Annotated in this window: 25 protein-coding genes; 21 read left to right on the top strand and 4 right to left on the bottom strand. The window is 70.6% G+C overall.

Annotated elements, in window-relative coordinates:
* Nucleotides 1-38: 38 nt before the first annotated feature.
* Both pgsA and ACFTQE_RS06360 read left to right on the top strand, forming a co-directional pair.
* A complete protein-coding gene (pgsA, locus tag ACFTQE_RS06355) occupies nucleotides 39-641 on the top strand; it encodes a CDP-diacylglycerol--glycerol-3-phosphate 3-phosphatidyltransferase (protein ID WP_376924266.1) in 603 nt (200 codons plus the stop codon).
* Nucleotides 642-654: 13 nt separating this feature from the next.
* The gene (locus ACFTQE_RS06360; RefSeq protein ID WP_376924267.1) at nucleotides 655-1,155 is read left to right on the top strand and encodes a CinA family protein; all 501 of its coding nucleotides are present in this window, start codon (nucleotides 655-657) and stop codon (nucleotides 1,153-1,155) included.
* Nucleotides 1,156-1,215: 60 nt separating this feature from the next.
* Here ACFTQE_RS06360 and ACFTQE_RS06365 read toward each other — a convergent pair whose 3' ends face one another.
* Complete coding sequence (locus ACFTQE_RS06365; protein ID WP_376924268.1) at nucleotides 1,216-1,911, bottom strand: response regulator; 696 nt, start codon at nucleotides 1,909-1,911, stop codon at nucleotides 1,216-1,218.
* Entirely contained in the window at nucleotides 1,908-3,539 is a 1,632-nt protein-coding gene (locus ACFTQE_RS06370) for an ATP-binding protein (protein WP_376924269.1), read from the bottom strand. Before ACFTQE_RS06370 ends, ACFTQE_RS06365 begins: the two co-directional genes overlap by 4 nt.
* A gap of 199 nt (nucleotides 3,540-3,738) precedes the next feature.
* Here ACFTQE_RS06370 and ACFTQE_RS06375 point away from each other — a divergent pair, with 199 nt between their 5' ends.
* From ACFTQE_RS06375 to dapF, 10 genes are all read left to right on the top strand, one after another.
* The gene (locus tag ACFTQE_RS06375) at nucleotides 3,739-4,806 is read left to right on the top strand and encodes a Bug family tripartite tricarboxylate transporter substrate binding protein (RefSeq protein ID WP_376924270.1); all 1,068 of its coding nucleotides are present in this window, start codon (nucleotides 3,739-3,741) and stop codon (nucleotides 4,804-4,806) included.
* Nucleotides 4,803-5,360 carry a tripartite tricarboxylate transporter TctB family protein gene (locus tag ACFTQE_RS06380; RefSeq protein ID WP_376924271.1) on the top strand — a complete coding sequence of 186 codons (558 nt, stop codon included), beginning with the start codon at nucleotides 4,803-4,805 and terminating at the stop codon, nucleotides 5,358-5,360. The genes ACFTQE_RS06375 and ACFTQE_RS06380 overlap by 4 nt, the downstream gene beginning before the upstream one ends.
* Nucleotides 5,353-6,954, top strand: coding sequence for a tripartite tricarboxylate transporter permease (locus ACFTQE_RS06385; RefSeq protein WP_376924272.1), 1,602 nt, complete (start codon nucleotides 5,353-5,355; stop codon nucleotides 6,952-6,954). The genes ACFTQE_RS06380 and ACFTQE_RS06385 overlap by 8 nt, the downstream gene beginning before the upstream one ends.
* Before the next feature lie 146 nt (nucleotides 6,955-7,100).
* On the top strand, nucleotides 7,101-7,409 hold the full coding sequence (locus ACFTQE_RS06390) for a helix-turn-helix domain-containing protein (protein WP_056013571.1): 309 nt from the start codon (nucleotides 7,101-7,103) through the stop codon (nucleotides 7,407-7,409).
* Nucleotides 7,410-7,478: 69 nt separating this feature from the next.
* The gene (locus ACFTQE_RS06395; protein ID WP_332063447.1) at nucleotides 7,479-7,724 is read left to right on the top strand and encodes a DUF3046 domain-containing protein; all 246 of its coding nucleotides are present in this window, start codon (nucleotides 7,479-7,481) and stop codon (nucleotides 7,722-7,724) included.
* A 308-nt stretch (nucleotides 7,725-8,032) separates the two neighbouring features.
* Entirely contained in the window at nucleotides 8,033-9,097 is a 1,065-nt protein-coding gene (gene recA / locus ACFTQE_RS06400; RefSeq protein ID WP_376924273.1) for a recombinase RecA, read from the top strand.
* Between the two features lie 35 nt (nucleotides 9,098-9,132).
* A complete protein-coding gene (locus tag ACFTQE_RS06405) occupies nucleotides 9,133-9,858 on the top strand; it encodes a regulatory protein RecX (RefSeq protein WP_376924274.1) in 726 nt (241 codons plus the stop codon).
* A gap of 45 nt (nucleotides 9,859-9,903) precedes the next feature.
* Entirely contained in the window at nucleotides 9,904-11,481 is a 1,578-nt protein-coding gene (miaB, locus tag ACFTQE_RS06410; RefSeq protein WP_376924287.1) for a tRNA (N6-isopentenyl adenosine(37)-C2)-methylthiotransferase MiaB, read from the top strand.
* A gap of 1 nt (nucleotide 11,482) precedes the next feature.
* The gene (gene miaA, locus ACFTQE_RS06415) at nucleotides 11,483-12,403 is read left to right on the top strand and encodes a tRNA (adenosine(37)-N6)-dimethylallyltransferase MiaA (protein WP_376924275.1); all 921 of its coding nucleotides are present in this window, start codon (nucleotides 11,483-11,485) and stop codon (nucleotides 12,401-12,403) included.
* A gap of 117 nt (nucleotides 12,404-12,520) precedes the next feature.
* Nucleotides 12,521-13,402, top strand: a complete 882-nt coding sequence (gene dapF, locus ACFTQE_RS06420; protein WP_376924276.1) for a diaminopimelate epimerase — start codon at nucleotides 12,521-12,523, stop codon at nucleotides 13,400-13,402.
* A 42-nt stretch (nucleotides 13,403-13,444) separates the two neighbouring features.
* Here the strand turns inward: dapF and ACFTQE_RS06425 are convergent, their stop codons facing one another.
* Nucleotides 13,445-14,059, bottom strand: a complete 615-nt coding sequence (locus tag ACFTQE_RS06425; RefSeq protein ID WP_376924277.1) for a class I SAM-dependent methyltransferase — start codon at nucleotides 14,057-14,059, stop codon at nucleotides 13,445-13,447.
* Between the two features lie 42 nt (nucleotides 14,060-14,101).
* Here ACFTQE_RS06425 and hflX point away from each other — a divergent pair, with 42 nt between their 5' ends.
* The 4 genes from hflX (at nucleotide 14,102) to ACFTQE_RS06445 (ending at nucleotide 20,101) form a co-directional block, all read left to right on the top strand.
* Nucleotides 14,102-15,631 (top strand): GTPase HflX, encoded by a 1,530-nt coding sequence (hflX, locus tag ACFTQE_RS06430; RefSeq protein ID WP_376924278.1) that lies wholly within the window; start codon nucleotides 14,102-14,104, stop codon nucleotides 15,629-15,631.
* 282 nt (nucleotides 15,632-15,913) lie between these two features.
* Complete coding sequence (locus ACFTQE_RS06435; RefSeq protein WP_376924279.1) at nucleotides 15,914-16,900, top strand: methylenetetrahydrofolate reductase; 987 nt, start codon at nucleotides 15,914-15,916, stop codon at nucleotides 16,898-16,900.
* Complete coding sequence (gene metE / locus ACFTQE_RS06440) at nucleotides 16,897-19,248, top strand: 5-methyltetrahydropteroyltriglutamate--homocysteine S-methyltransferase (RefSeq protein WP_376924280.1); 2,352 nt, start codon at nucleotides 16,897-16,899, stop codon at nucleotides 19,246-19,248. Before ACFTQE_RS06435 ends, metE begins: the two co-directional genes overlap by 4 nt.
* Nucleotides 19,249-19,333: 85 nt before the next feature.
* Nucleotides 19,334-20,101: an alpha/beta fold hydrolase gene (locus ACFTQE_RS06445; protein ID WP_376924281.1), complete on the top strand. Its 768-nt coding sequence runs from the start codon at nucleotides 19,334-19,336 to the stop codon at nucleotides 20,099-20,101.
* Nucleotides 20,102-20,158: 57 nt separating this feature from the next.
* Here ACFTQE_RS06445 and lexA read toward each other — a convergent pair whose 3' ends face one another.
* Nucleotides 20,159-20,836: a transcriptional repressor LexA gene (gene lexA, locus ACFTQE_RS06450; RefSeq protein WP_375837625.1), complete on the bottom strand. Its 678-nt coding sequence runs from the start codon at nucleotides 20,834-20,836 to the stop codon at nucleotides 20,159-20,161.
* Nucleotides 20,837-21,102: 266 nt separating this feature from the next.
* On the opposite strand from lexA, the gene ACFTQE_RS06455 reads away from it, so the two are divergent.
* The 5 genes from ACFTQE_RS06455 (at nucleotide 21,103) to priA (ending at nucleotide 24,779) form a co-directional block, all read left to right on the top strand.
* Complete coding sequence (locus ACFTQE_RS06455; RefSeq protein ID WP_376924282.1) at nucleotides 21,103-21,495, top strand: LysM peptidoglycan-binding domain-containing protein; 393 nt, start codon at nucleotides 21,103-21,105, stop codon at nucleotides 21,493-21,495.
* A 42-nt stretch (nucleotides 21,496-21,537) separates the two neighbouring features.
* The gene (locus ACFTQE_RS06460; protein ID WP_376924283.1) at nucleotides 21,538-22,629 is read left to right on the top strand and encodes a histidinol-phosphate transaminase; all 1,092 of its coding nucleotides are present in this window, start codon (nucleotides 21,538-21,540) and stop codon (nucleotides 22,627-22,629) included.
* Complete coding sequence (gene hisB / locus ACFTQE_RS06465) at nucleotides 22,626-23,240, top strand: imidazoleglycerol-phosphate dehydratase HisB (protein WP_375836772.1); 615 nt, start codon at nucleotides 22,626-22,628, stop codon at nucleotides 23,238-23,240. Before ACFTQE_RS06460 ends, hisB begins: the two co-directional genes overlap by 4 nt.
* Nucleotides 23,237-23,875, top strand: a complete 639-nt coding sequence (gene hisH, locus ACFTQE_RS06470; protein WP_376924284.1) for an imidazole glycerol phosphate synthase subunit HisH — start codon at nucleotides 23,237-23,239, stop codon at nucleotides 23,873-23,875. Before hisB ends, hisH begins: the two co-directional genes overlap by 4 nt.
* A 157-nt stretch (nucleotides 23,876-24,032) precedes the next feature.
* Nucleotides 24,033-24,779 (top strand): bifunctional 1-(5-phosphoribosyl)-5-((5-phosphoribosylamino)methylideneamino)imidazole-4-carboxamide isomerase/phosphoribosylanthranilate isomerase PriA, encoded by a 747-nt coding sequence (gene priA / locus ACFTQE_RS06475; RefSeq protein WP_375836768.1) that lies wholly within the window; start codon nucleotides 24,033-24,035, stop codon nucleotides 24,777-24,779.
* Nucleotides 24,780-24,831 lie beyond the last annotated feature (52 nt).

Below are 24,831 nucleotides of genomic sequence, written 5' to 3' on the forward strand. Positions count from 1 at the left end.
GCCGCTCCACGCGAGCGCCCGGCCGGTAGTCTGACCGTATGACCTCTTCCGCCGGCACCCCCGCGCGATCGGCGAACTGGAACCTTCCGAACGCGATCACCGTCGTCCGCATCCTCGCTGCGCCCGTCTTCTTCTGGATGCTGCTCGCCGACGGGGGTGCCGACGGCGCGCTGCGGTGGTGGGCGGCGGCGCTGTTCATCGTCGCGATCGCGACCGACGGCATCGACGGTCACATCGCGCGCTCGCGCGGACTCGTGACCGACCTCGGCAAGATCCTCGATCCGATCGCCGACAAGCTCCTCACGAGTGGCGCGCTCGTCTGCCTCTCGATCCTCGGCGAGCTGCCCTGGTGGGTCACCGCGATCATCGTCGTGCGCGAGGTCGGCATCACCGTCTGGCGCCTGGTCGAGCTCCGCCGCGGCAACGTCGTGCCCGCGTCATCCGGCGGAAAGCTCAAGACGCTCGTGCAGGCGGTCGCGATCTCGTTCGCACTCGTGCCGCTCTGGACCGTCGTCGGCGACTGGATCTTCTGGGTCAACGGCGTGCTCATGACCGCGGCCGTCGTGCTCACGGTGTGGTCGGGTCTGCTCTACGTGCGCGACGCCGTGCGTCTCGCACGCGCACCGCGCGACGCGGGCTGAGACGAGCGAGCGGATGCCTCCTGCCACCGAAGACCCGGCAGCCCGGCTGATCGCCGAGCTCACCGAGCGCGGCCTGCGGGTCGCCGTCGCGGAGTCGCTGACGGGCGGGCTCGTGGTCGCCGAGCTCACGAGCGTGCCCGGGGCATCCGTCGTGGTCAGCGGCGGCGTCGTCGCGTACGACACCGCCGTCAAGCGGTCGGTGCTCGGGGTCGATGCCGGCCTGCTCGCCGCCGAGGGCGCCGTGCACCCCGAGGTCGCCCGGCAGATGGCCGATCGCGTGCGCACCGTGCTCGCGGTCGACGGACGAGCGGCCGAACTCGGCGTCGCGACGACCGGGGTCGCCGGGCCGACCGATCAGGACGGCAAGCCGCCGGGCACGGTGTTCGTCGGCATCGCGTTCGGTGCCGAGATCGAGACGATCGAGCTCGCGCTCCGCGGCAGCCGCGCGGAGATCCGGGTCGCGACCGTGCAAGCCGCGATCGACGCGGCGCTCGCGCGGCTCCCTCGGGCCTGAGTCGAGCAGCGACCCGAGCCGTCGGGCCCGGTCCGTCGGCCTACTCCGTCGGCCCCGCGGTCAGGCGAGCGGGCGCGTGTGCGGCGCGCGGTACCGGTGCTCGGGGCGTCCAGCGTTGCCGTAGCGGGGCGAGACCTCGGCGACACCGCGCGACACGAGGTGCTCGAGGTAGCGACGCGCGCTGACCCGAGACATGCCGAGGGATTCGGCGATCTCGGCTGCCGAGGCATCCGCTTCGCACGCGGCCAGTTGCGCGGCGACGCGCTCGAGGCTCACCGGTGACAGGCCTTTGGGGAGCACGGCTCGTCGGGTCGATGCGCCCCCGAGCATCTGGTCGACGGCACGCTGATCGAGTGCTGCACCCGGCATCGCGGAGTCGGCGACGATGCCGCGGCGCACCTCGTCGAGTCGTTCGCCGAGCGCTGCACCCGAGAACGGCTTCACGAGGTAGTGGCGCACGCCGAGCTGCCGCGCCCGGCGGACCGTGTCGAGGTCGCGCGCCGCGGTCACGGCGATGACCTCGACGTCGTCGTCGTCGGCGCGAAGGCGCCGCAGCACGTCGATGCCGCCGAGGTCGGGCAGGTAGACGTCGAGCAGTACGAGCTGCGGCCGGTGCAGCTCGATCGCCGCGAGCGCCTCGGCGCCCGTGTGGGCCTCCGCCACGACCGTGAAGCCGGGCCGTGCGTCGACGAAGGCGCGATTGACCTGCGCCACGGCGAAGTCGTCGTCGACGATGACGACGCGGAGATCGCTCATGCGCGTGCTCCGAGGTCGGCGGCCGCGATCGTCGCAGCGCGCTCGCGGTCGCCGGGTCCGGGCCACGGGAGTCGTACCGTGAACCGTGCCCCGCCCGTCGGCGAGGCGGTGACGGCCGCGGAACCGCCGAGCCGATCGGCGATGCGAGTGACGATCGTGAGCCCGATGCCTCGCCGTGCCTTGCCCGGTGCGGCTGATTTCTCGCTCACATCGGGTTCGAAGATCGCCGCGCGGCGATCTTCGGGCACGCCGGGGCCGTCGTCGTCGACGCGGACGACCACGGTCGCCGGCTCGAGGTCGTCGCGGATCGAGAGCGTCACCCGACCCCCGAGCACGCACGCCTCGATCGCGTTGTCGAGCAGGTTGCCGACGACGGTCAGCAGCTCGGTCCGCGGAGCGTCGTCGCCCGCCGCATCGAGGTGCGATTCGGGGTCGAGACGGAGTTCGATGCCGAGCTCCTGCGACCGCGAGCGCTTGGCGAGCACGAGCGCGGCCGTCTCGACGTCGCCGATGCCGTCGTGCTCGTCGAGCGTCGAGAGTGCGCCGCCGCTGCCGACGCGCTCGATGAACGCGATCGCGGCCTCGACGTGTCCGAGCTCGAGCAGTCCGCTCACGACGTGCAGCTTGTTGGCGAACTCGTGCGACTGCGCCCGCAGGCCCTCAGCGAGACCCTGGGCTCCCTCGAGCTCGCGGAGGACCGTCTCGAGCTCGGTGCGGTCGCGCAGGATCGCGATCGAGCCGATCTCGCGACCGTCGACGCCGACCCGGTCGCCGTGCACGAGCAGCACCCGTTCACCCGAGAGCACGAGCGTCTCGCGATCCTCGCCCGACGCGATGAACGCGGCGAGCTCGCGATCGAGCACCGCGTCGACCTGCGCGCCGAGCACCGCGGCCGGTTCGTCGATGTCGAGGAGGCGTGCGGCCGCATCGTTCATCAGCACGATCCGGCCGTTGTCGTCGACGGCGACGAGCCCCTCGCGGATGCCGTGCAGCATCGCCTCGCGGGTCTCGAGGAGCGCCCGGATCTCGTCGGGCTCGAGCCCGTAGATGCGGCGACGGATGACGCGGCCGATCCATGCCGAACCGACCACCCCGATCACCGCGGCCGCGACGAGCGCGACGAGGAGCATCGTGAGGCCGCCCGCGAAGTCGGCGCGCAGCTCGGACTCGAGGATGCCCACCGAGACCTGCCCCATGACCTCGCCGTCGGCCGCGAAGATCGGCACCTTCACGCGCCACGACTCGCCGAGCGTGCCCGTCTGGGTGCCGACGTAGACCTGGCCGGAGAGCGGGATCGCCGGGTCGGTCGAGACCTTCTCGCCGATGCGATCGGGGTTCGGGTGCGAGTAGCGGATGCCGAGGTCGTTCGCCACGACGATGTACGTGACATCGGAGGCGCGGCGCACGACCTCCGCGACGGGCTGGATCGTCGCCGCGGGGTCGAGATCGTCGAAGGCCTCGGTGATGACGGGGAGCCCGGCGACCGACTGAGCGACGGCGACCATGCGGTCCTCGTAGGCGTCTCGCAGCTGCTGCTCCTGCATCCAGACGGCGGCGACGCCCGTGCCGACCACGGTCGTGAGCACGATGACGATCTGCAGCAGCAGGAGCTGCATGCCAAGCGTCATCGACCGGCCCATCCGTCAAGTGTGCCGCACGACGCCGCAGTGCCTGGCCGCTGGACCGTGACCAATACGACCGAATCGACCGAAACGACCAGTACGACCGTTACGACCGCAGGCTTCCGGCCGCGGTCGCGCCCGCCCTAGCGTCGGCGGCACATCGATCGTCACGCCCGCGGATCTCCCGGGCACTCAAGGAGGAGCATTGCGATCTCACAGCGGGCCGCGCACGTCGGCCGCACTCACTCGAACCACCCGTACGGCGACCCGCGTCGGGTTCGCGGGCGTCGGCGTCGCCGCGCTGCTGGGCCTCGCCGCATGCGCGGCCCCGGCCGGCAGCGACGCGGGCGAGACGGATGCCGCAGCGGCATCCCTCGACGCCGTGAACCTCATCGCCCCGGCCGACCCCGGCGGCGGCTGGGACCAGACGGCCCGTGCCATGTCCCAGGTCCTGACCGATGAAGGCCTCGTCACGCAGGCGCCGGTGCAGAACATCGGCGGGGCCGGCGGCACCGTCGGCCTCGCGTCGCTCGCCAACGAGAAGGACCCGGCGACGCTCATGGTCACCGGGCTCGTCATGGTCGGCGCGGTCGAGACGAACGCCTCCGACGTGCGCATCGAGGACATGACCCCGATCGCGAAGCTCACCGAGGAGGCGCTCGTGCTCGTCGTGCCGGCCTCGTCGCCGTACAAGACCACCGAGGACCTCGTCGATGCGATCGTCGACGAGGGCGCGGCGATCTCGGTCACCGGCGGTTCGGCCGGCGGCGCCGACCACATCCTCGCCGGCATGCTCCTGACCGAGGCCGGAGTGGACCCCGCCGACATCCCGTCGACCCTCAACTACATCCCGAACTCGGGCGGCGGCGAGGCCGTCACGATGCTGCTCGGCAACACCGTGCAGGCCGGCATCTCGGGCGTCGGCGAGTTCGTCGAGCAGATCGAGGCCGGCGAACTCCGTGCGCTCGCCGTCTCCTCGCCCGAGCCCGTCGAACTGCTGCCCGACACTCCGACCCTCATCGACGAGGGCTACGACGTCCAGCTCACGAACTGGCGGGGCCTCCTCGCACCCGGCGGCATCTCCGACGCAGAGGTCGAGGCGCTCACGACGCTCGTCACCGAACTGCACGACTCGGAGGGCTGGACCGCGACGCTCGCCGACAAGGGTTGGGCCGACGCGTTCCTCGTCGGCGCCGAGTTCCAGTCGTTCCTCGACGGCAACATCACCGAGGTGACGAAGACGCTCACCACGATCGGCCTGGTCGCCCCGTGACCGACGCCGCTCAGGCTCCCCTCGGCGCTGCGGCGCCGGGGGGAGCCGCCCCCGTTCGCGCGCCGATCGGCGAGTACGTCTTCGCCGCGGTGTGCGCCGCGCTGGGTGCCTACGCGATCATCGGGGCCGGATTCATCCGCGTGCCACCGGGCTCGGCGAGCGTGCTCGGGCCCCGGGTCTTCCCGTACGCCGTCGGGGTACTGCTCGTCGCGGCATCCGTCGTGGTCGTGGTGCAACTCGCCCGCGGCCGCCGTGGAGTGCCCGACGAGGGGGAGGACGTCGACCCCGACGCGCCGACCGACTGGCTCACCGTCGTCAAGCTCGTCGTCTGCTTCCTCTCGCAGATCGTGCTCATCGAGTTCGCGGGCTGGCCGCTCGCGGTGACGGTGCTCTTCGCCGGGGCTGCCTGGTCGCTCGGCGCGAAGCGCTGGTGGATGGCCGTGGTCATCGGGTTCGGCCTCGGCATCGTCACCCAACTCGTCTTCGGCTCGTGGCTCGGACTCTCGTTGCCCGCCGGCCCCCTCCTCGACTGGATCCCGATCTTCCATGGATAGCCTCACCGCACTGCTCGAGGGGTTCGCCACCGCGCTGCAGCCCCAGTACCTGCTCTACGCCCTCTTCGGCGTGTTCATCGGCACCGCCGTCGGCGTCCTCCCGGGCATCGGCCCCGCGATGACCGTCGCGCTCCTGCTGCCGCTCACGTACTCGCTCGACCCCACCGGCGCGCTCATCGTCTTCGCCGGCATCTACTACGGCGGCATGTACGGCGGGTCGACGACCTCGATCCTGCTGAACACGCCGGGGGAGTCCGCGTCGATCGTGACGGCGCTCGAGGGCAACCGCATGGCGAAGGCCGGGCGAGGGGCGGCGGCCCTCGCGACCGCGGCGATCGGATCGTTCGTCGCGGGAACGGCGGCGACCCTCGCGCTCACCTTCCTCGCCCCCGGCATCTCGAAGCTCGCGGTGCAGCTCGGGCCCGCCGACTACTTCGCCCTCATCGTCGTCGCCTTCCTGACGGTCGGCGCGCTGCTCGGCTCGAGCGTGCCGCGCGGGCTCGTCTCGCTCGGCCTCGGCCTCCTGCTCGGGCTCGTCGGCACCGAGGTGCTCTCGGGCCAGCAGCGCTACACCTTCGGCATCCCGAGCCTCGCCGACGGCATCGACGTCGTGATCATCGCGGTCGGCCTCTTCGCCCTCGGCGAGACGCTCTACGTGGCGTCGCGGCTCCGGCACGGCGCCGTCCGCGTCATCCCGGTCACGAAGGGGTGGCGCAACTGGATGACCCGCAGCGACTGGTCCCGCTCATGGCGTCCGTGGCTGCGCGGCACCGCGATCGGCTTCCCGATCGGCACGATCCCGGCGGGCGGGGCGGATGTCGCGACCTTCCTCTCCTACGCGACGGAGCGGAAGCTCGCGAAGGGCGATGCGCGGGCGGAGTTCGGTCGCGGCGCCATCGAGGGCGTCGCAGGACCCGAAGCCGCGAACAACGCGGCGGCGGCGGGCGTGCTCGTTCCGCTCCTCACGCTCGGGCTCCCGACCACGGCGACGGCCGCCATCATCATCTCGGCGTTCCAGTCCTACGGGATCCGCCCGGGGCCGATGCTCTTCGAGAACCAGTCGGGCCTCGTATGGGCGCTCATCGCGAGCCTCTACATCGGCAACGTCATGCTGCTCGTGCTGAACCTGCCGCTCGTCGGCATGTGGGTGAAGGTGCTGCGCATTCCCCGGCCGTACCTCTATGCGGGCATCCTCGCATTCGCGGGGCTCGGCGCGTACGCGCTGCACTTCAACGTCTTCGACACGGTGACGCTGCTCGCGGTCGGCCTCGTCGGCTTCTTCATGCGCCGCTACGGGTACCCGGTGGCGCCGATGGTCGTCGGCGGCATCCTCGGTCCGATGGCCGAGGAGCAGCTGCGCAAGTCGATGGCCATCAGCCAGGGCGACCTCGCCTACCTCGTGCACAGCCCGTTCGCGATCGTGGCCTACAGCACGCTCGCCGTCATCATCGTGCTCGGCATCTGGCTGAAGCGGCGCAAGGCGAAGCTCGAAGCGACGCCGACCCTCGTGCCGACGGCGGCGATCGCGGCCGTGGGGGATCGGGAGCACGAGACATCCGGGAGTCGAAGGGATTCCGGCCGGGACGCGGAATAGTCTTCGTGAACACCCTGTTACATGTGGCAGGTTCACACGAAAGCCCCAGTGTGCAACGCTAGATTGGAAGCACGGAGAGTCGGCTAGACTGACGCTCCCGTTTCCGGCTTCCAGCGGAGCCGCAGGCAGAGAGAAGGAGGTTCCCGATGGTCCTGGTTCGACAGGAGATCGGCGATGTGCTGAGGGACTTCCGCCTGCAGAAGGGTCGTACCCTTCGCCAGGTCGCGTCCAAGGCCAGCGTCGCACTCGGCTACCTGAGCGAGGTGGAGCGAGGTCAGAAAGAGGCGTCCTCCGAGATCCTCGCCTCCGTCGCCGACGCACTCGACACGCCCATCTCGGTGATCATGCACGAGGTCGGCGACCGCATCGCAGTGCTCGAGGGCCTCTCAGTGGTGCCCGACAGCCTGCCCGACGAGCTCGTGGCGGAGTTCGACGCCGACCTGATGGTCCGCTGACCACTCCACGCACGCAACGCAGATCGGCCGGTCCTCGGACCGGCCGATCGTCTGTCCAGAGGTGATCCGGTGAAGCAGAGCGAGTTCCAGGCCGCGGTCGCAGAGGAGTTCGGCGTCGGCTACGGCGGCGCGATCGTCGGCGACCTCGTGCTCACCGCGCTCGGCGGCCGCACCGCCCGTGAGGCTCTTGCCGCCGGGGTGCGCCCGCGCGAGGTCTGGCTCGCGCTCTGCGAGGCGACGGATGTCCCGGAGGAGCGCCGACACGGCGCCGGCCGCCCGGTGCCCGGCGAGACGCGCACGCCGAGACACCCGTAGTGCTGCGGTTCGCCGCGCCATCGAGGCTCGCAGTCGCGTCCGAAGACGTGTTCGACACGCGGGCGATTCTTCGAACATGCGTTCGGGAGCTGGGGTAGGCTCCTCAACAGCAGGAGCTTCAGCGCAGCTGTCCACATCCCCGTCGTATCGACGACGGATGTCGGTGGCCGACCATACGGTCGATGCGTCGGAACACACCGCAATCGCCTTGTCGCACGACGCCGCGGGTCAGCACCGAACGGTCAGCACTCGCAACGTGGAACGACAGCCTAGAGGCAGCAGCAATCGAGCAAGAAGGAGCCCCACCCATGGCATCAGCAGCAGACCGCGAGAAGTCACTCGAGACCGCCCTCGCGCAGATCGACCGCCAGTTCGGCAAGGGCTCGGTCATGCGCCTCGGCAGCGAAGAGCGCGCTCCCGTCGAGGTCATCCCCACCGGCTCGATCGCCCTCGACATCGCGCTCGGCATCGGCGGTCTCCCGCGCGGCCGCATCATCGAGATCTACGGCCCCGAGTCGTCGGGTAAGACGACGCTGACCCTCCACGCCATCGCCAACGCGCAGCGCAACGGCGGCATCGCCGCGTTCATCGATGCCGAGCACGCGCTCGACCCCGAGTACGCGAAGAAGCTCGGCGTCGACATCGACGCGCTGCTCGTCTCCCAGCCCGACACGGGTGAGCAGGCGCTCGAGATCGCCGACATGCTCGTGCGCTCCGGCTCCATCGACCTCATCGTCATCGACTCGGTCGCGGCGCTCGTTCCCCGTGCCGAGATCGAGGGCGAGATGGGCGACTCCCACGTCGGCCTCCAGGCCCGACTCATGTCGCAGGCGCTCCGCAAGCTCACGGGTGGTCTCAGCCAGACCAACACCACGATGATCTTCATCAACCAGCTGCGCGAGAAGATCGGCGTGTTCTTCGGCAGCCCCGAGACCACTGCGGGCGGCAAGGCGCTGAAGTTCTACGCCTCGGTGCGCCTCGATATCCGTCGCATCGAGACGATGAAAGACGGCACCGAGGCGGTGGGCAACCGCACTCGCGTCAAGGTCGTGAAGAACAAGATGGCCCCGCCCTTCAAGCAGGCCGAGTTCGACATCCTGTACGGCACCGGCATCTCGCGTGAGGGCAGCCTCATCGACTTCGGCGTCGACCAGGCCATCGTCAAGAAGTCGGGCGCGTGGTACACGTACGACGGCGACCAGCTCGGCCAGGGCAAAGAGAACGCCCGCAACTTCCTGCTGCAGAATCCCGACATCGCTGCTGACATCGAGCAGAAGATCCTCGTCAAGCTGAACGTCGGCCAGCCGGCCGGTACTGCGGCGCCGGCGAACGTCGAGCCCATCGCACCGAAGCTCGGTCGCAAGGGCGCCTGAGTTCCGAACCACGACATGACCGGGGTGAGTCAGACATGAGCGACGCATCATCAGAACGACTCGCCCCGGTCACGTACCTGCCGTGGGCGAAGGCGGAGACGCCGGCGCCGCCGGCCAGGTCATCGCGGAGCCGGCCGACGGTCGAGCCGGAGGTCGAATCCGAAGCGCCGGCCGTCGCGGCATCGCGGAGTCGGCCGAATGCCGACGGCGGTCGTGGTGGGCGCCTTCGTTCCGTCTCGCGCAACGAGACGTGGGCGGAGTCGGAGTCGTCGGAACCCGAGGAGTCCGGGGCGGAGCGCGACGAGCGCATCGACCGGCTCGTCATCTCACGGCTGCGGCGCTCGGCGCTCTCGGTGTCCGAGGTGCGCGCGGTGCTCGTCGAGCACGGGCTCGACGACATCGAGGTCGAGGAGTGGATCGAGCGGTACGAACGGCTCGGCTACCTCGACGACGCGAAGCTCGCCGAGCAGCTCGTGCACAGTCACGGCGTGCGCCGGGGCAAGGGCAGCGGGGCGATCATGCAGGAGCTCGGGCGCCGCGGCGTCGACAACGCACTCGCACGGGCAGCGGTCGAAGACCTCGATCCCGAGACCGAGCTCGAGAATGCTCGCACGGTCGCCGAGCGGCGGGCGCGTCAGCTGCGCGGCCTCGACCGGCAGACCGCCGAGCGTCGACTGTCCGCGTTCCTCCAGCGGCGGGGCTACCCGGGCGACGTCGTGCGCGAGGCGGTGACGGCGGCACTCTCCGCCGAAGGCTCGTAAACTGGTGCGATCATGAGCACCATTCACGACGTCTCCATCGATGAGATGACCGGCGACGAGCTCGCCGGAGCGGCAACGACGCCGCGCACCTACGAGGTCCGCACCTTCGGGTGCCAGATGAACGTGCACGACTCCGAGCGTCTCTCGGGCTCGCTCGAGGCCGCGGGCTATGTGCCCGCGGACGGCGCGGAGCCCGACGTCGTGGTCATCAACACGTGCGCCGTTCGTGAGAACGCCGACAACAAGCTCTACGGCAACCTCGGCCACCTCGCGTCGGTCAAGCGTCGCCACGAGGGCATGCAGATCGCGGTCGGCGGATGCCTCGCCCAGAAGGACAAGAACGTCATCCTCGAGAAGGCGCCGTGGGTCGACGTCGTCTTCGGCACCCACAACATGGGCGCGCTCCCGAGCCTCCTCGAGCGTGCGCGTCACAACGACGAGGCGCAGCTCGAGATCCTCGACTCGCTCGAGGTCTTCCCATCGACGCTGCCGACCAAGCGCGACTCCAGCTACAGCGGCTGGGTCTCGATCTCGGTCGGCTGCAACAACACGTGCACCTTCTGCATCGTGCCGGCGCTGCGCGGTAAAGAGAAGGACCGCCGGCCCGGCGACATCCTCGCCGAGATGCAGGCCCTCGTCGACGACGGCGTGATGGAGATCACCCTCCTCGGCCAGAACGTGAACTCCTACGGCGTCGAGTTCGGCGACCGGCAGGCGTTCGGCAAGCTGCTCCGAGCCGCCGGCCAGATCGAGGGCCTCGAGCGCATCCGCTTCACGAGCCCGCACCCTGCCGCATTCACCGACGACGTGATCGACGCGATGGCCGAGACGCCGAGCGTCATGCCGCAGCTGCACATGCCGTTGCAGTCGGGTTCCGACCGCATCCTCAAGGCGATGCGACGTTCCTACCGTTCCGAGAAGTTCCTCGGCATCCTCGACCGGGTGCGTGCGCGCATCCCGAACGCGGCGATCTCGACCGACATCATCGTGGGCTTCCCGGGCGAGACCGAGGAGGACTTCCAAGAGACCCTCCGCGTCGTCGAGGCGGCCCGATTCGCCTCGGCCTTCACCTTCCAGTACTCCATCCGCCCCGGCACGCCGGCGGCGACGATGGAGGACCAGGTCCCGAAGGAGGTCGTGCAGGAACGCTACGAACGGCTCCTCGCACTCCAGGACCGCATCTCGTGGGAGGAGAACCAGCGCCTCATCGGTCACCCCGTCGAGGTGCTCGTGGCCACCGGAGAGGGCAAGAAGGATGCAGAGACGCACCGCTTGAGCGGCCGGGCCGAAGACAGCCGTCTCGTGCACTTCGAGGTGCCGGCCGGCTCCGAACTGCCTCGCCCGGGCGACGTCGTCTCCGTCACCATCACGCAGGCCGCGCCGTTCCACCTGATCGCCGACTCGCTCGACGATGCCCCGCTCCGCATCCGCCGCACGCGTGCGGGCGACGCGTGGGATCGCGCGCAGGCGGAGAGCTGCGGCGTACCCGCCGGCCCCGGGGCATCCGCTGCCGGTCGGGTGTCGCTCGGCCTGCCCACGCTGCGTGCGCGCGGCACCGAGCCGCTCATCGCGCCCGGCGTCGGCACGATGCCGATCTACGACCCGTCCGACGGCCAACGCTGACGTGACGCTCATCGCGATCGTCGGTGCGACCGGCACGGGCAAGTCCGCGTTCGCGCTCGATCTGGCCGAGGCCTTCGGCAGGGTCGGCCGCGTCGCCGAGGTCGTGAACGCCGACGCCATGCAGCTCTACCGGGGCATGGACGTCGGCACGGCGAAGCTCCCGCTCGCCGAGCGCCGCGGGGTGCCGCACCACCTGCTCGACGTGCTCGACGTGGTCGACGAGGCATCCGTCGCCGAGTACCAGTCGGCAGCGCGAGCCGCGGTCGACGACGTGATCGCGCGCGACGGCGTCGCACTGCTCGTCGGCGGCTCGGGCCTGTACGTCTCGTCGGTCATCCACGACTTCCGCTTTCCGGGCACGGATGCCGCGGTGCGCGCGCGACTCGAGGCCGAACTCGCCGAGCGGGGTCCGGGCATGCTCCATGCGCGCCTCCGCGAGATCGACCCCGAGACGGCGGCGAGCGTCGACGCGCAGAACGGGCGCCGGCTCGTGCGCGCCCTCGAGGTGATCGAGGTGACCGGTGAGCCCAAGGCGGCTCGGCTGCCCGACGAACCCGTGTCGTGGCGGCCTCACGGCGTCGTGCACCTCCGCAGCGATCGGGCGACCCTCGTCGAGCGCCTCGACGAGCGGGTCGAGTGCATGTGGCGCGACGGTCTCGTCGACGAGGTGCGGGGGCTCATCCCGGCCGGCATCGAGCAGGGCGTGACCGCACGCAAGGCCATCGGCTACGCGCAGGCACTCGGCGAGATCACGGGCCGCCTCTCGCAGGCCGAGGCGATCGCCGAGACGCAGCAGCTCACCCGCACCTACGCGCGGCGGCAGGTGAGCTGGTTCAAGCGCTATCGCGACGCGGTCACGATCGATGCGGATGACGCCGTCGCACGCGGCACCGAACTCGCCCGGATCGCAGCGACAGACTGATCGATGGCTTTCGACCTGCGGCTCGCCGAGGGCGCCGGATCGCAGCCGTCAACTGATCGATGGCATTCGATCTGCGGCTCGCCGAGGGGCGCCGGATCGCAGCCATAGACTGATCGGATGGCATTCGATCTGCGGTTCACAAAGGGCCAGGGCACGGGCAACGACTTCGTGCTCTTCAGCGACCCCGAGGGGGAGTCCGAGCTCACCCCGACCCAGATCGCCGCGGTGTGCGACCGCCGGTTCGGCGTGGGTGCCGACGGCGTCATCCGCGCGGTTCGCTCGGCGAACCTCGACGCGGGCGCCGCATCACTGGCCGAAGACCCGCAGGCCCTCTGGTTCATGGACTACTGGAACGCCGACGGCACCGTCTCCGAGATGTGCGGCAACGGCATCCGCGTCTTCACGAGCTACCTGATCGACCAGGGGCTCGCCGACCTCGGCGTGAACGACTCGATCGCGATCGGCACCCGCGCCGGCGTTCGCACCGTGCGCCGCACGGCGACGGGCTTCGAGGCCGACCTCGGCCCGTGGCGCCTCGACGGCGGCGAGCCGCTCGTGCGCGGCAAGAGCCTGCCGGTCGCCCGGCCGGGTCTCGGCATCGACGTCGGCAACCCGCACATCGTCGTCGCCCTCGCCGATGACGATGAGCTCGACGGACTCGACCTCTCGTACCAGCCGGTCATCGAGCCCGAACCCGCGGCGGGCGCCAACATCGAGTTCGTCGTGCCTGCGGAGCCCCTCGTCGAAGACGGCGTCGGCCGCATCCGCATGCGCGTGCACGAGCGCGGCTCGGGCGAGACGCTCTCGTGCGGCACGGGGGCCGTGGCCTCCGCGCTCGCGGTGCGCTACTGGGCGGGCGAAGCCGCCCCCGACCGCTGGCGCGTGCAGGTGCCGGGCGGCGTGCTCGGCGTGCGCCTGTTCCAGGCGGCCGACGGAGAGCACGCGGCCCTTTCGGGGCCGGCGGAGCTCGTCTTCGACGGCGTCCTCAGCCTCGCCTGAGCCGGCAGCCGCACCCGCCGTTCGCGGGCGCATGCCGCACGGTCAGCGAGCGGATGCCGCGGCGCTCACCTCGAGCACCCGGAAGCCCTTGTCCTGCGCGACCCGGTCGACGTCGAAGTCGAGCTCGTCGGCGATCCATCGCTGCAGCGACTCGGCGCCGAGGTGCTTCGCGACGACGAGCCACGCGCTCGCATCATCGGCCAGGCGGGGGAGCCAGTGCTCGAGGAGCGCGTGCAGCTCGGCCTTGCCCACGCGGATGGGCGGGTTCGACCAGATGCCGGCGAAGCGCACGTCGGCGGGAACATCGCCCGGCAGCACCGCGTTGACATTGGTGATGCCGAGGCGTGCCGTGTTGCGGCGCACGAGGTCGAGGGCGCGTTCGTTCACGTCGACGGCCCACACCGTGGCATCCGGAGCCCGGAGCGCCAGTGAGATCGCGATCGGGCCCCAACCGCAGCCGAGGTCGAGCAGGTCACCGCTCGCCGGCGGCTCGGGGGCACGGTCGAGCAGGATGCGGGTGCCGGTGTCGAGGTGCTCGGGGCTGAAGACGCCGCCCGAGGTCGAGAGCGACAGCTCGCGCCCGGCGAGGGTCACGGAAATGGTGCGGAGAGTGGCCTCGCCGCCCGGACGAGAGGAGAAGTAATGGTCGGAGGCCATACAGGGGAACCTATCGCAGCGATGGGAACTAGGGTTAATGCGATGAATGACGCCGAACAGAACGCCGCAGACGACGCCGTCGAGCGGGTCCTCAAGGGTGCAGAGACGAAGGCCGGCGTGACCCGATTCGGATCCGACGCCGCCGAAGCGCTCATGTCGCCCGACTCGGTCGACCTGTTCGCCTCCGACACCGACGGCGAGCAGTACGACCGCGAGGCGCGGGCCGGCCTCCGCCGGGTCGGCGGACTCTCCACCGAGCTCGAAGACGTCACCGAGGTCGAGTACCGGCAGCTGCGGCTCGAGAACGTCGTGCTCATCGGCGTGTACTCGCAGGGCTCGCAAGACGAGGCCGAGAACTCCATGCGCGAGCTCGCCGCCCTCGCAGAGACGGCGGGCGCCCGCGTGCTCGACGGCGTGCTGCAGCGTCGCCCGCACCCCGATCCCAGCACGTACCTCGGTCGAGGCAAGGTCGACGAGCTGCGGCACATCGTCGCCTCGCTCGGTGCCGACACCGTCGTCGCCGACACCGAACTCGCGCCGAGCCAGCGGCGTGCCCTCGAAGACGCGATCAAGGTCAAGGTCATCGACCGCACCGCCGTCATCCTCGACATCTTCAGCCAGCACGCGAAGAGTCGCGAGGGCAAGGCCCAGGTCGAACTCGCGCAGCTCGAGTACCTCCTGCCGCGACTGCGCGGCTGGGGTGAGTCGATGTCCCGCCAGGCCGGTGGCCAGGTCGGCGGCGCCGGGGCCGGAATGGGCTCCCGCGGACCCGGTGAGACGAAGATCGAGCTCGATCGTCGCCGCATCCATTCGCGCATGGCGAAGCTCCGCAAGCAGATCGCGGGTATGAAGCCGGCACGTGAGGCCAAGCGCGCCAATCGCAAGCGCAACGCCGTGCCGTCGGTCGCGATCGCGGGCTACACGAACGCCGGAAAGTCGAGCATCCTGAACCGCATCACCGGCGCAGGCGTGCTCGTCGAGAACGCCCTGTTCGCGACGCTCGACGCGACCGTGCGCCGCAACACGACGGCCGACGGGCGCATCTACACGATCGCCGACACCGTCGGCTTCGTGCGCAACCTCCCGCACCAGCTCGTCGAGGCGTTCCGCTCGACGCTCGAGGAGGTCGGCGACTCCGACCTCATCGTGCACGTCGTCGACGCCGCCCACCCCGACCCGGCCGGGCAGATCGCCACGGTGCGCGACGTCATCGGCGAAGTCGGTGCGCGCGACATCCCCGAGCTCATCGTCTTCAACAAGGCCGACCTCGTGACTCCCGAAGACCGCCTCGTGCTGCGCGGTCTCGAGCCTGGTGCGATCTTCGCCTCCGCCCGAACGGGCGAGGGCGTCTCCGAGGTGCTCGAGGCGATCGCGCGCATGATGCCCGATCCTGCCGTCGAGATCGACCTGCTCGTGCCGTACGACCGGGGCGACGTCGTCTCGACGCTGCACGAGACCGGTCGAGTGCTCTCGATCGAGTACGACGAAGAGGGAACGCGCGTGCGTGCGCTCGCATCGCCCGAGCTGGCCGGCCAGCTCGAGGAGTTCGCGGCGGCCTCCGCGGGTCGCTGAGCCGCGGCATCCGCTCGCAGGACTGACCTGCGGATGCTTCGGCGACCCCTGCCTCGGCGACGCCTGCCTCGGCGACGCCGACGTGTCACTGTGCGTCACAGTCATGGCGGCGCTGCGCGCTGCCGCGTATCGTCGCTCCTGATCGATCAGTGACCGGCCGAAGCCGGTCGCTTGGAGCGACCGCCGAGCCCGGCACCCGCCCGCGACATCCACCCGCCGTTCCGGCCGGGGGAACGCGGCCTGCCGTGTTCTTCCCGTTGCCGCTCGCCACGCAGGAGCACCATGGCATCGACCGCAACCGACGCATCGGGCGCCGACTGTCCGCCCAGGCTGCCGCTCTCCTTCGAACTCTTCCCGCCGCGCACCGACGCCGCGGCGCTGGCCCTCGGCCGCACGATCGACCGGCTCGCCGAGGTCGACCCTTCGTTCATCTCGGTGACGTTCGGCGCCGGCGGCAGCTCGCGCGCCCGCTCGCTGACGGTGCTCCGCTACATGCTCGAGCACACGCACGTCGAGCCGATGGCCCACCTGACCTGCGTGGGATCCTCGCACGCCGAGGCCAACCGGCTCGTGCGCGAGTTCCTCGACGCGGGCATCACGAGCTTCCTCGCGCTGCGCGGGGACCCGCCGGCCGACGCCGACCCCGACGCGGGCATCGGCGACCTGGGCAGCGCTGCCGAACTCGTACAGCTCATCCACCGGGTGCAGGAGGAGCGCGAGCCCTTCGAGCAGGTCGGAGTCCCCGGCAACCCCGGTGCATCGCGCATCACGGCGCGGCCCCGGCCCGAGCGCGTCGCGGTCGCCGCATTCCCGACGGGGCATCCGCGGTCGCGGAACCTCGGACACGACGTCGACACGCTCCTCGCGAAGGAGATCGCCGGAGCGAACCTCGCCATCACTCAGCTCTTCTGGCGGGCCGACGACTACCTCGGCTTCGTCGAGCGCGCTCGCGCGGGCGGCGTCACGATCCCCATCCTTCCGGGCATCATGCCGGTCACGACCCCCACCCGCCTCGCGCGGCTGACGGAGCTGACCGGCGTCGAACCGCCCGCGGCGCTCGCCATCGACCTCGAGATCGAACCGGATGCCGCTGCGCAGACCGAGCTCGGCATCGCCTTCGCCACCCGGCTCGCCGCCGAGGCGATCGCAGGCGGCGCACCCGGCCTGCATCTCTACACCTTCAACCGCCATGAAGCCGTGCTCGACGTCGTCGACCGGCTCGGACTGCGAACCGACCGGTTCGCCGACGAGAGGAACACCGCACGATGACCACCCCTGTCCCCGTCTTCCCCAACGCGACGATCCTGGGCTATCCGCGCATCGGTCGCCGCCGCGAGCTCAAGCGGGCCGTCGAGGCGTTCTGGGCCGGCTCGATCACGGCAGAACAGCTCGAGGGCGAGGCCGCGGCTCTGCGTGCCGCGACCCGTGAGCGCCTCGCGTCGCTCGGCCTCGCCCGCGCAGGCTCGGCGATCCCCGAGACGTTCTCGTTCTACGACCAGGTGCTCGACACCGCCGTCACCGTCGGTGCGGTGCCCGAGCGCTTCGCCGGACTCGCCGACGAGCAGGGCCGGCTCGACCTCGCCGCCTACTTCACGATCGCGCGAGGCGTCGGCGACGACGCCCCGCTCGAGATGACGAAGTGGTTCGACTCGAACTACCACTACCTCGTGCCCGAGATCGGCCCCGACACCGCGTTCTCCCTGCATGCCGAGCGCATCATCGCCGAGTTCGCCGAGGCGAAGGCGGCCGGGTTCACGACGCGGCCCGCGATCGTCGGCCCCGTGACCTTCCTGCTGCTCGCGAAGGCGGCCGACGGTGCTCCGGCCGGATTCGCGCCGATCGACCGACTCGCAGATCTCGTCCCGGTCTACGCGGCGCTGCTCGAGCAGATCGCCGCAGCCGGTGCGGAATGGGTGCAGCTCGACGAGCCCGCCCTCGTGAGCGAGAGCATCGACGTCGACCGGGCCCGCGTGCTCGAGTCGGTCGGCATCGCCTACGGCGCGCTCGGCGCACTCGATGCCCGCCCGGCGATCTTCGTCGCCGCCCCGTACGGCTCGCTCGACGATGCCCTGCCCGCCCTCGCCGCGACTCCGGTCGAGGCGATCGGCCTCGACCTCGTGCGCGGCTCGCTGCCCGACGGCCTCGACCCCGTCACCGCCGAATCGCTCGCATCGAAGACGCTCGTGGCCGGCGTCATCGACGGTCACAACATCTGGAGGGGCGACCTCGCCGCCGCGTTCGATCGCGTCGCGGCCGTGCAGCACCTGTCGCCGGCTGTCTCGGTGTCGACCTCGACCTCGCTGCTGCACGTTCCCCACGACGTCGCGGATGAGGACGAACTCGACGCGCGTCTCGTCTCGTGGCTCGCGTTCGCCGACCAGAAGGTCGGCCAGGTGGCCGTGCTCGGTCGTGGTCTCGCCGAGGGGCGCGACTCGATCGAGGCCGAGCTCGCCGAGGCATCCGCCGCCCTCGCCGACCGCGACGCGGCGCCAGGCGTGCGCGTGCCCTCGGTGCGCGAACGACTCGCAGGGCTCGCCGAGCGGGACTTCGCTCGCTCGAGCTACGACGAGCGCGTCGCGGCGCAGGAGTCGCTGGGCCTGCCCGAGCTGCCGACGACCACGATCGGGTCGTTCCCGCAGACGTCCGAGATCCGTCGCGCACGTGCCCGTCTCGTCAAGGGAGAGCTGCCCGCCGACGACTACGCGGCGCTCATGCGCGCCGAGATCGAGCGCGTCGTCCGGTTGCAGGAGGAGCTGGGCCTCGACGTGCTCGTGCACGGCGAACCCGAGCGCAACGACATGGTGCAGTACTTCGCCGAGCTGCTCGACGGATTCGCGGTCACGAAGCACGGCTGGGTGCAGTCGTACGGGTCGCGCTGCACGCGTCCGTCGATCCTCTGGGGCGACGTCTCACGGCCGGCGCCGATGACCGTCGAGTGGTCGAGCTATGCGCAGTCGCTCACCGAGCAGCACATGAAGGGCATGCTCACCGGCCCGGTCACGATCCTCGCCTGGTCGTTCGTGCGCGACGACCAGCCGCTCGGCGACACGGCCCGACAGGTGGCCCTCGCCCTCCGCGACGAGATCACCGACCTCGAGGCCGCCGGCATCCGCATCATCCAGGTCGACGAACCCGCGCTGCGGGAGCTCCTCCCGCTGAAACTGGCCGACCAGCCCGCCTACCTCGACTGGTCGGTCGGTTCCTTCCGCCTCGCGACGGGCGGCGCCGTGCCCGGCACGCAGGTGCACACGCACCTCTGCTACTCCGAGTTCGGCGTCGTCATCGACGCGATCAAGAACCTCGACGCCGACGTCACCTCGATCGAGGCGGCCCGCAGTCGCATGGAGGTCGTCGACGACATCGAGACGAGCGGCTTCGACCACGGCATCGGCCCGGGCGTCTACGACATCCACTCGCCGCGCGTGCCCGGCGTCGCCGAGGTGCAGGCGCTGCTCGAGCGCGCAGCGGGCGCGATCCCCGCGACGCGGCTCTGGGTCAACCCCGACTGCGGCCTGAAGACCCGCGGCTACGACGAGACCGTCGAGTCGCTGCGGCACATCGTCGAGGCGACCGCGGTGGTGCGGGCGGAGCGCGCCGCCCCGGTGCTCGCCGGGTAGCGGCGACCGAGCGGATGTCGCGGCTCGCGGCATCCGCTCGGCTCTTGCCGGGGTGATGCACAGGCGCGCCACGTACCGTCGAGGCATGCAACTCGCGGTCCACGAATCAGGCGGGGGTGCGCGCACCGCGATCCTCATCCACGGCATCATGTCGGACTCGCGCGCCTGGCATCGCGTCACCGCGGAGCTCGAGGCCCAGGGCTTCCGCGTGCTCGCGGTCGACCTCGCCGGCCACGGCCGCAGCCCGCGCGCACTGCGCTACTCGCCCGCAGCGTGGGCCGGCGACGTCGTCGAGACGCTCGAACCGCTGCTCGACGGACCGCCCGACATCGTCATGGGGCACTCGCTCGGCGGGCTCGTCGCGAGCCTCGTGGCCGACCGGCTCGCTCCCCGGGCCGCGATCTACATCGACCCGGCCTTCTCGTTCCCGAAGGGCGTCAAGGGCTGGGCGTTCAAGGCGTTCTTCGCCGTCGCACCGCGGCCCCGGCGTTCCGCGCTCGTGCGCATGAATCCGAAGTGGAGCGCCGTCGACGTCGACATCGAACTCGCGACGCTGCGCGACTGGGACAAGCGCACGATCCTCGGCTTCACCGACACCCGGCCGCTCGTGCCGCCGGCCCGCCTCGTGGCGCCGACGCTCGTGGTGCTCGCCGAGAAGAGCCTGCTCATCACGGCGAAGGTCGCCCGCCAGCTGCGCCACCAGGGCATGACCGTCGAGACGGTGCAGGGCACGGGGCACACGGTCTTCCGCGACGATCACGCCGGCTTCATGGACGCCGTGCTCGGATGGCTTCGCGACCTCGCGCCGACGGCGCCGGAACCGGTGCCGGCCGGAGCCCGCACCGCCGCATAGCGGGCGGCATTCCGCTGCTGCCGCCGTCGCTGCGCGACGCTGCTGCGGCGACGCTCGTCAGACCGAGCGCAGCACGGCGACGATCTTGCCGAGCACCTCGGCATGGTCGCCGACGATCGGCTCGAACGCACTGTTGCGGGGGAGCAGCCAGGTGTGCCCGTCGCGCTGGCGGAAGACCTTGACGGTGGCTTCGCCGTCGAGCATCGCCGCGACGATCTCGCCGTTCTCGGCGGTGCGCTGCGATCGCACGACGACCCAGTCGCCGTCGCAGATGGCCGCGTCGATCATCGAGTCGCCGACGACCTTGAGCATGAAGAGCTCGCCCTTGCCGACGAGCTGGCGGGGGAGCGGGAAGACCTCGTCGACCTGCTGCTCCGCGGTGATCGGGACACCCGCCGCGATGCGCCCGACGAGGGGCACCATCGCCGCGTCGCCGACCGGCGTGGGATCGGACTGCGTGATCGGGCGGTCGGTCACGCCCGGCAGCTCGATGAGCACTTCGAGGGCACGAGGGCGGTTGGGGTCGCGCCGGAGGTACCCGGCGAGTTCGAGCTGATTGAGCTGGTGGGTCACGCTCGACAGCGAGGAGAGCCCGACCGCATCGCCGATCTCGCGCATGCTCGGTGGGTAGCCGCGGCTCGAGACCGAGCGCTGGATCATCTCGAGGATGGCGATCTGCTTCGCGCTCAGACTCTTGCGGCGCCGAGGCCTGCCCGCTGCCTGCACGTCGTCGATGTCGGTGCTCAACGTCTCCGCCCCTCGTAGCGGCCAAGCGGCCGGATGTCGGTGGTGTCTGGTCGACTGTCTTCCAGGCATTCGAAACTGTATCCGCCTCGCGTGCGTGCGGCAAACATCTGTTCGAGTGTGTTGGAAATTCGGTCACCCGGGTTTCCGGAGTTTCTTCCTTGCAATGTTCGAAATTCGAATGTATGTTCGGAACAGAGTTTCGCATCCGGCTCTCCCGGCCGAGGGCCGGATGCGACTCCTACAGGAGGTGTGACATGAGCGCAGCGATCGCAACGACCGGCTTCCAGCCCTCGCGGGCCCTCCCGCGCGAGCAGGCGGCGCAGGTGCAGACCACGGTGGTGCGCACCCGACTTCGTCTGACCCGCCGTGGTCGCGTCGTCTTCACCGGCCTCGCGGCGCTTCCGCTCGTGATCTGGGTGTTCGTCCTCGTGCTCGGGTCCGGTGCCGCCGCCGCCGACGTCGACTCCGCCGGTGCGACCTTCGAGTACGTCACCGTCGGCCAGGGCGACTCGCTGTGGGCGATCGCCGAGACGATCGACCCGAGCGGCGACGTGCGCGAGGTCATCGCCGAGATCGTTCGGCTCAACGGCCTCGACGACGCAGTCGTCGAACCCGGGCAGCGTCTCGCGCTGCCGCTCGCTCCCTGACGCTCGCCGAAACACGGCGGCGAGCCTCGTTAGGCTTGCAGGGTGACGAGTCTCGAAGACCTCCCCATCCGCGACGACCTCCGTGGTCGCACCCCGTACGGGGCACCGCAGCAAGCCGTGCCGGTCGCACTCAACGTCAACGAGAACACGCATCCGATTCCCGAGGCCGTCGCACACGACATCGTCGCCCGCGTCGCAGCCGCGATCATGACGCTCAACCGCTACCCCGACCGCGAGTTCAGCGCCCTTCGCCGAGCACTCGCCGACTACCTCGGGCACGACCTCGACCCTGCACAGGTGTGGGCGGCGAACGGTTCCAACGAGGTGCTGCAGCACATCATGCAGGCCTACGGCGGACCTGGTCGCTCGGTGCTGGGCTTCGCGCCGACCTATTCCATGTACGGCCTGCTCGCCTCGGGCACCGGCACCGAGTGGATCACGGCAGGCCGCGATGAGGAGTTCGAGCTCAGCCCTGCGACGGCCGTCGCCGCAGTGCGCGAGCACGACCCCGACATCGTGCTGCTCTGCGCGCCGAACAATCCCACGGGCACCCCGCTCTCGATCGAGACGATCGAGGCCGTGGCCGACGCGGCACGCGGCATCGTCGTCGTCGACGAGGCGTACTTCGAGTTCGCCGACCCCGGTACGCCGAGCGCGCTCACCCTGCTCGAGGGCCGCCCGCGCCTTCTCGTCTCGCGCACGATGAGCAAGGCCTTCGCCTTCGCCGGCGCCCGCGTCGGCTATCTCGCCGGAGACCCCGCGGCGATCGACGCGCTCCGACTCGTGCGCCTGCCCTACCACCTCTCGGCGCTGACGCAGGCCGCGGCCCTCGGTGCGCTCGCCCACTCGGCCGAGATGCTCGCGATGGTCGACGAGATCCGCGGGCAGCGCGAGCGCATCTCCGACGAGCTCGCCCGGCTCGGGTTCCACCCCTACCGCAGCGGCTCGAACTTCGTGCTGTTCGGCGGCGTCGACGACCCGCGCGCCGTGTTCGAGCAGCTGCTCGCCCGCGGCATCCTGATCCGGGAGATCGGCATCCCCGGCCACCTGCGGGTCACCGCCGGCACGGAGGCCGAGACCACGGCCTTCCTCGAAGCGATCGCCGTATCCGCCCCGAATAGGATTGCCTCATGACCGCATCGAGCCCTTCGCGCACTGCCCGGGTGCAGCGCGAGACGAGCGAATCCAGCATCGACCTCTCGATCGACCTCGACGGCACCGGGTCGAGCGACATCGAGACCGGGGTCCCGTTCTACGACCACCTGCTGACGGCGTTCGCGAAGCACTCGCTGACCGACCTCACGGTCCGGGCGAGCGGCGATCTCGAGATCGACGTGCACCACACGGTCGAAGACGTCGGCATCGTGCTGGGACAGGCCATCAAGCAGGCGCTCGGCGACAAGCGCGGCATCTCCCGCTACGGCGACGCCCTCGTGCCGCTCGACGAGGCGCTCGCGCAGGCGGTCGTCGACATCTCGGGCCGGCCGTTCCTCGTGCACACGGGCGAGCCCGTCGGGTTCGAGTACCACCTCATCGGCGGTCACTTCACGGGTTCGATGGTGCGGCACGTCTTCGAGGCGATCGCGTACAACGCGGCCCTCACCGTGCACGTGACCGTGCTCGGCGGCCGCGACCCGCACCACATCGCCGAAGCGGAGTTCAAGGCGTTCGCGCGGGCGTTCCGCCAGGCGAAGGCATTCGACCCGCTCGTGTCGGGAGTGCCGTCGACCAAGGGTGCGCTGTGACGCGCACCCGACGCGTCGTCGTGCTCGACTACGGTTCGGGCAACGTGCACTCGGCCGCGAAAGCCCTCGAGCACGCGGGTGCCGAGGTCACCGTGACCGCCGACCGCACGGCGGCACTCGAGGCCGATGGGCTCCTGGTGCCCGGCGTCGGTGCGTTCAAGGCCGTCATGGACCAACTGCACGCGGTGCGCGGCGGTAAGATCATCGATCGCCGCCTTGCGGGCGGACGCCCGGTGCTCGGCATCTGCGTGGGCATGCAGGTGCTCTTCGAGCGCGGCGTCGAGCGCGGCGTCGACACCGAGGGACTCGGCGAATGGCCGGGAACCGTCACCGAACTGCCAGCCCCCGTGCTGCCGCACATGGGCTGGAACACCGTCGAAGCGGGGGAGGGCTCCTCGCTCTTCGCCGGCATCGAAGACGAGCGGTTCTACTTCGTGCACTCCTTCGCCGCGCAGGAGTGGCTGCTCGACGTCGAGCCGCCGTTCCCCGCGCCGACCCTGACCTGGGCCGAGCACGGCGGCCGGTTCCTCGCCGCCGTCGAGAACGGCCCGCTGACGGCGACCCAGTTCCACCCCGAGAAGTCGGCCGAGGCGGGCATCCGCCTGCTCACCAACTGGATCGGGACCCTCGGTTGAGCCGTTCGACCATGACGTGCTCGGCACCGACATGGTCGAATCGGGACCCTCGGCTCAGCCGTTCGACCGTCACGTGCAGTCGGCTCCGACACGGTCGGACTAGGATGCTGTGACTGTGCCGACTCGCAAGGCGCGACCGCGATGACTAGGACAGTGAATGAGTGAATTCAACAAGACCCCCCGCCTCGTGCTGCTTCCGGCGGTCGATGTCGCCGGCGGCAAGGCGGTGCGCCTGACCAAGGGCGAAGCCGGCACCGAGACGAGCTACGGCGACCCCGTCGACGCGGCGGTCGAGTGGGCCGATCAGGGCGCGGAGTGGATTCACCTCGTCGACCTCGACGCCGCGTTCGGACGCGGTTCGAACGCGAGCGTGCTGAAGAAGACCATCCGGCAGGTGCGCGGCGTCAACGTCGAGCTCTCCGGCGGCATCCGCGACGACGAGTCGCTCGAGCACGCCCTCGAGATCGGCGCCAAGCGCATCAACCTCGGCACGGCGGCGCTCGAGAACCCCGAGTGGGCGGCCTCCGTCATCGCGCAGTACGGCGAGGCGATCGCCGTCGGGCTCGACGTGCGCGGCACCACCCTCGCGGCCCGCGGCTGGACGCAGGACGGCGGTGACCTCTGGCAGGTCATGGAGCGCCTCGAAGAGGCCGGTGCCGCCCGCTACGTCGTCACCGACGTCACGAAGGACGGCACGCTGCAGGGCCCCAACCTCGACCTGCTCCGCCAGGTCATGGAGCGCACGCACCGTCCGGTGGTCGCATCGGGTGGCATCTCGAGCCTCGACGACATCGTGGCGCTGCGCGAACTCGTGCCGCTCGGTCTCGAGGGAACGATCGTGGGCAAGGCACTGTACGCGGGCGCGTTCACCCTGGTCGAGGCATTGGACGTCGCTTCGCAGTGAGCGCCGACGAGTGAGCGCTGACGTGGGCGAGGGCCACTCCGCCGCCGACGCC

The sequence above is a fragment of the Agromyces sp. NPDC056965 genome (assembly GCF_042673425.1).
Lineage (GTDB): Bacteria > Actinomycetota > Actinomycetes > Actinomycetales > Microbacteriaceae > Agromyces.

Excerpts from the sequence above, each read along its gene's own strand:
- dapF (WP_376924276.1), top strand. The coding sequence starts at position 12,521 with ATGGCATTCGATCTGCGGTTCACAAAGGGCCAGGGCACGGGCAACGAC.
- recA (WP_376924273.1), top strand. The coding sequence starts at position 8,033 with ATGGCATCAGCAGCAGACCGCGAGAAGTCACTCGAGACCGCCCTCGCG.
- ACFTQE_RS06445 (WP_376924281.1), top strand. The coding sequence starts at position 19,334 with ATGCAACTCGCGGTCCACGAATCAGGCGGGGGTGCGCGCACCGCGATC.
- ACFTQE_RS06405 (WP_376924274.1), top strand. The coding sequence starts at position 9,133 with ATGAGCGACGCATCATCAGAACGACTCGCCCCGGTCACGTACCTGCCG.
- ACFTQE_RS06370 (WP_376924269.1), bottom strand. The coding sequence starts at position 3,539 with ATGACGCTTGGCATGCAGCTCCTGCTGCTGCAGATCGTCATCGTGCTC.
- hisB (WP_375836772.1), top strand. The coding sequence starts at position 22,626 with ATGACCGCATCGAGCCCTTCGCGCACTGCCCGGGTGCAGCGCGAGACG.
- ACFTQE_RS06385 (WP_376924272.1), top strand. The coding sequence starts at position 5,353 with ATGGATAGCCTCACCGCACTGCTCGAGGGGTTCGCCACCGCGCTGCAG.
- metE (WP_376924280.1), top strand. The coding sequence starts at position 16,897 with ATGACCACCCCTGTCCCCGTCTTCCCCAACGCGACGATCCTGGGCTAT.
- ACFTQE_RS06365 (WP_376924268.1), bottom strand. The coding sequence starts at position 1,911 with ATGAGCGATCTCCGCGTCGTCATCGTCGACGACGACTTCGCCGTGGCG.
- ACFTQE_RS06390 (WP_056013571.1), top strand. The coding sequence starts at position 7,101 with ATGGTCCTGGTTCGACAGGAGATCGGCGATGTGCTGAGGGACTTCCGC.
- ACFTQE_RS06425 (WP_376924277.1), bottom strand. The coding sequence starts at position 14,059 with ATGGCCTCCGACCATTACTTCTCCTCTCGTCCGGGCGGCGAGGCCACT.
- ACFTQE_RS06360 (WP_376924267.1), top strand. The coding sequence starts at position 655 with ATGCCTCCTGCCACCGAAGACCCGGCAGCCCGGCTGATCGCCGAGCTC.
- ACFTQE_RS06455 (WP_376924282.1), top strand. The coding sequence starts at position 21,103 with ATGAGCGCAGCGATCGCAACGACCGGCTTCCAGCCCTCGCGGGCCCTC.
- pgsA (WP_376924266.1), top strand. The coding sequence starts at position 39 with ATGACCTCTTCCGCCGGCACCCCCGCGCGATCGGCGAACTGGAACCTT.
- hflX (WP_376924278.1), top strand. The coding sequence starts at position 14,102 with ATGAATGACGCCGAACAGAACGCCGCAGACGACGCCGTCGAGCGGGTC.
- priA (WP_375836768.1), top strand. The coding sequence starts at position 24,033 with ATGAGTGAATTCAACAAGACCCCCCGCCTCGTGCTGCTTCCGGCGGTC.
- ACFTQE_RS06435 (WP_376924279.1), top strand. The coding sequence starts at position 15,914 with ATGGCATCGACCGCAACCGACGCATCGGGCGCCGACTGTCCGCCCAGG.
- miaB (WP_376924287.1), top strand. The coding sequence starts at position 9,904 with ATGACCGGCGACGAGCTCGCCGGAGCGGCAACGACGCCGCGCACCTAC.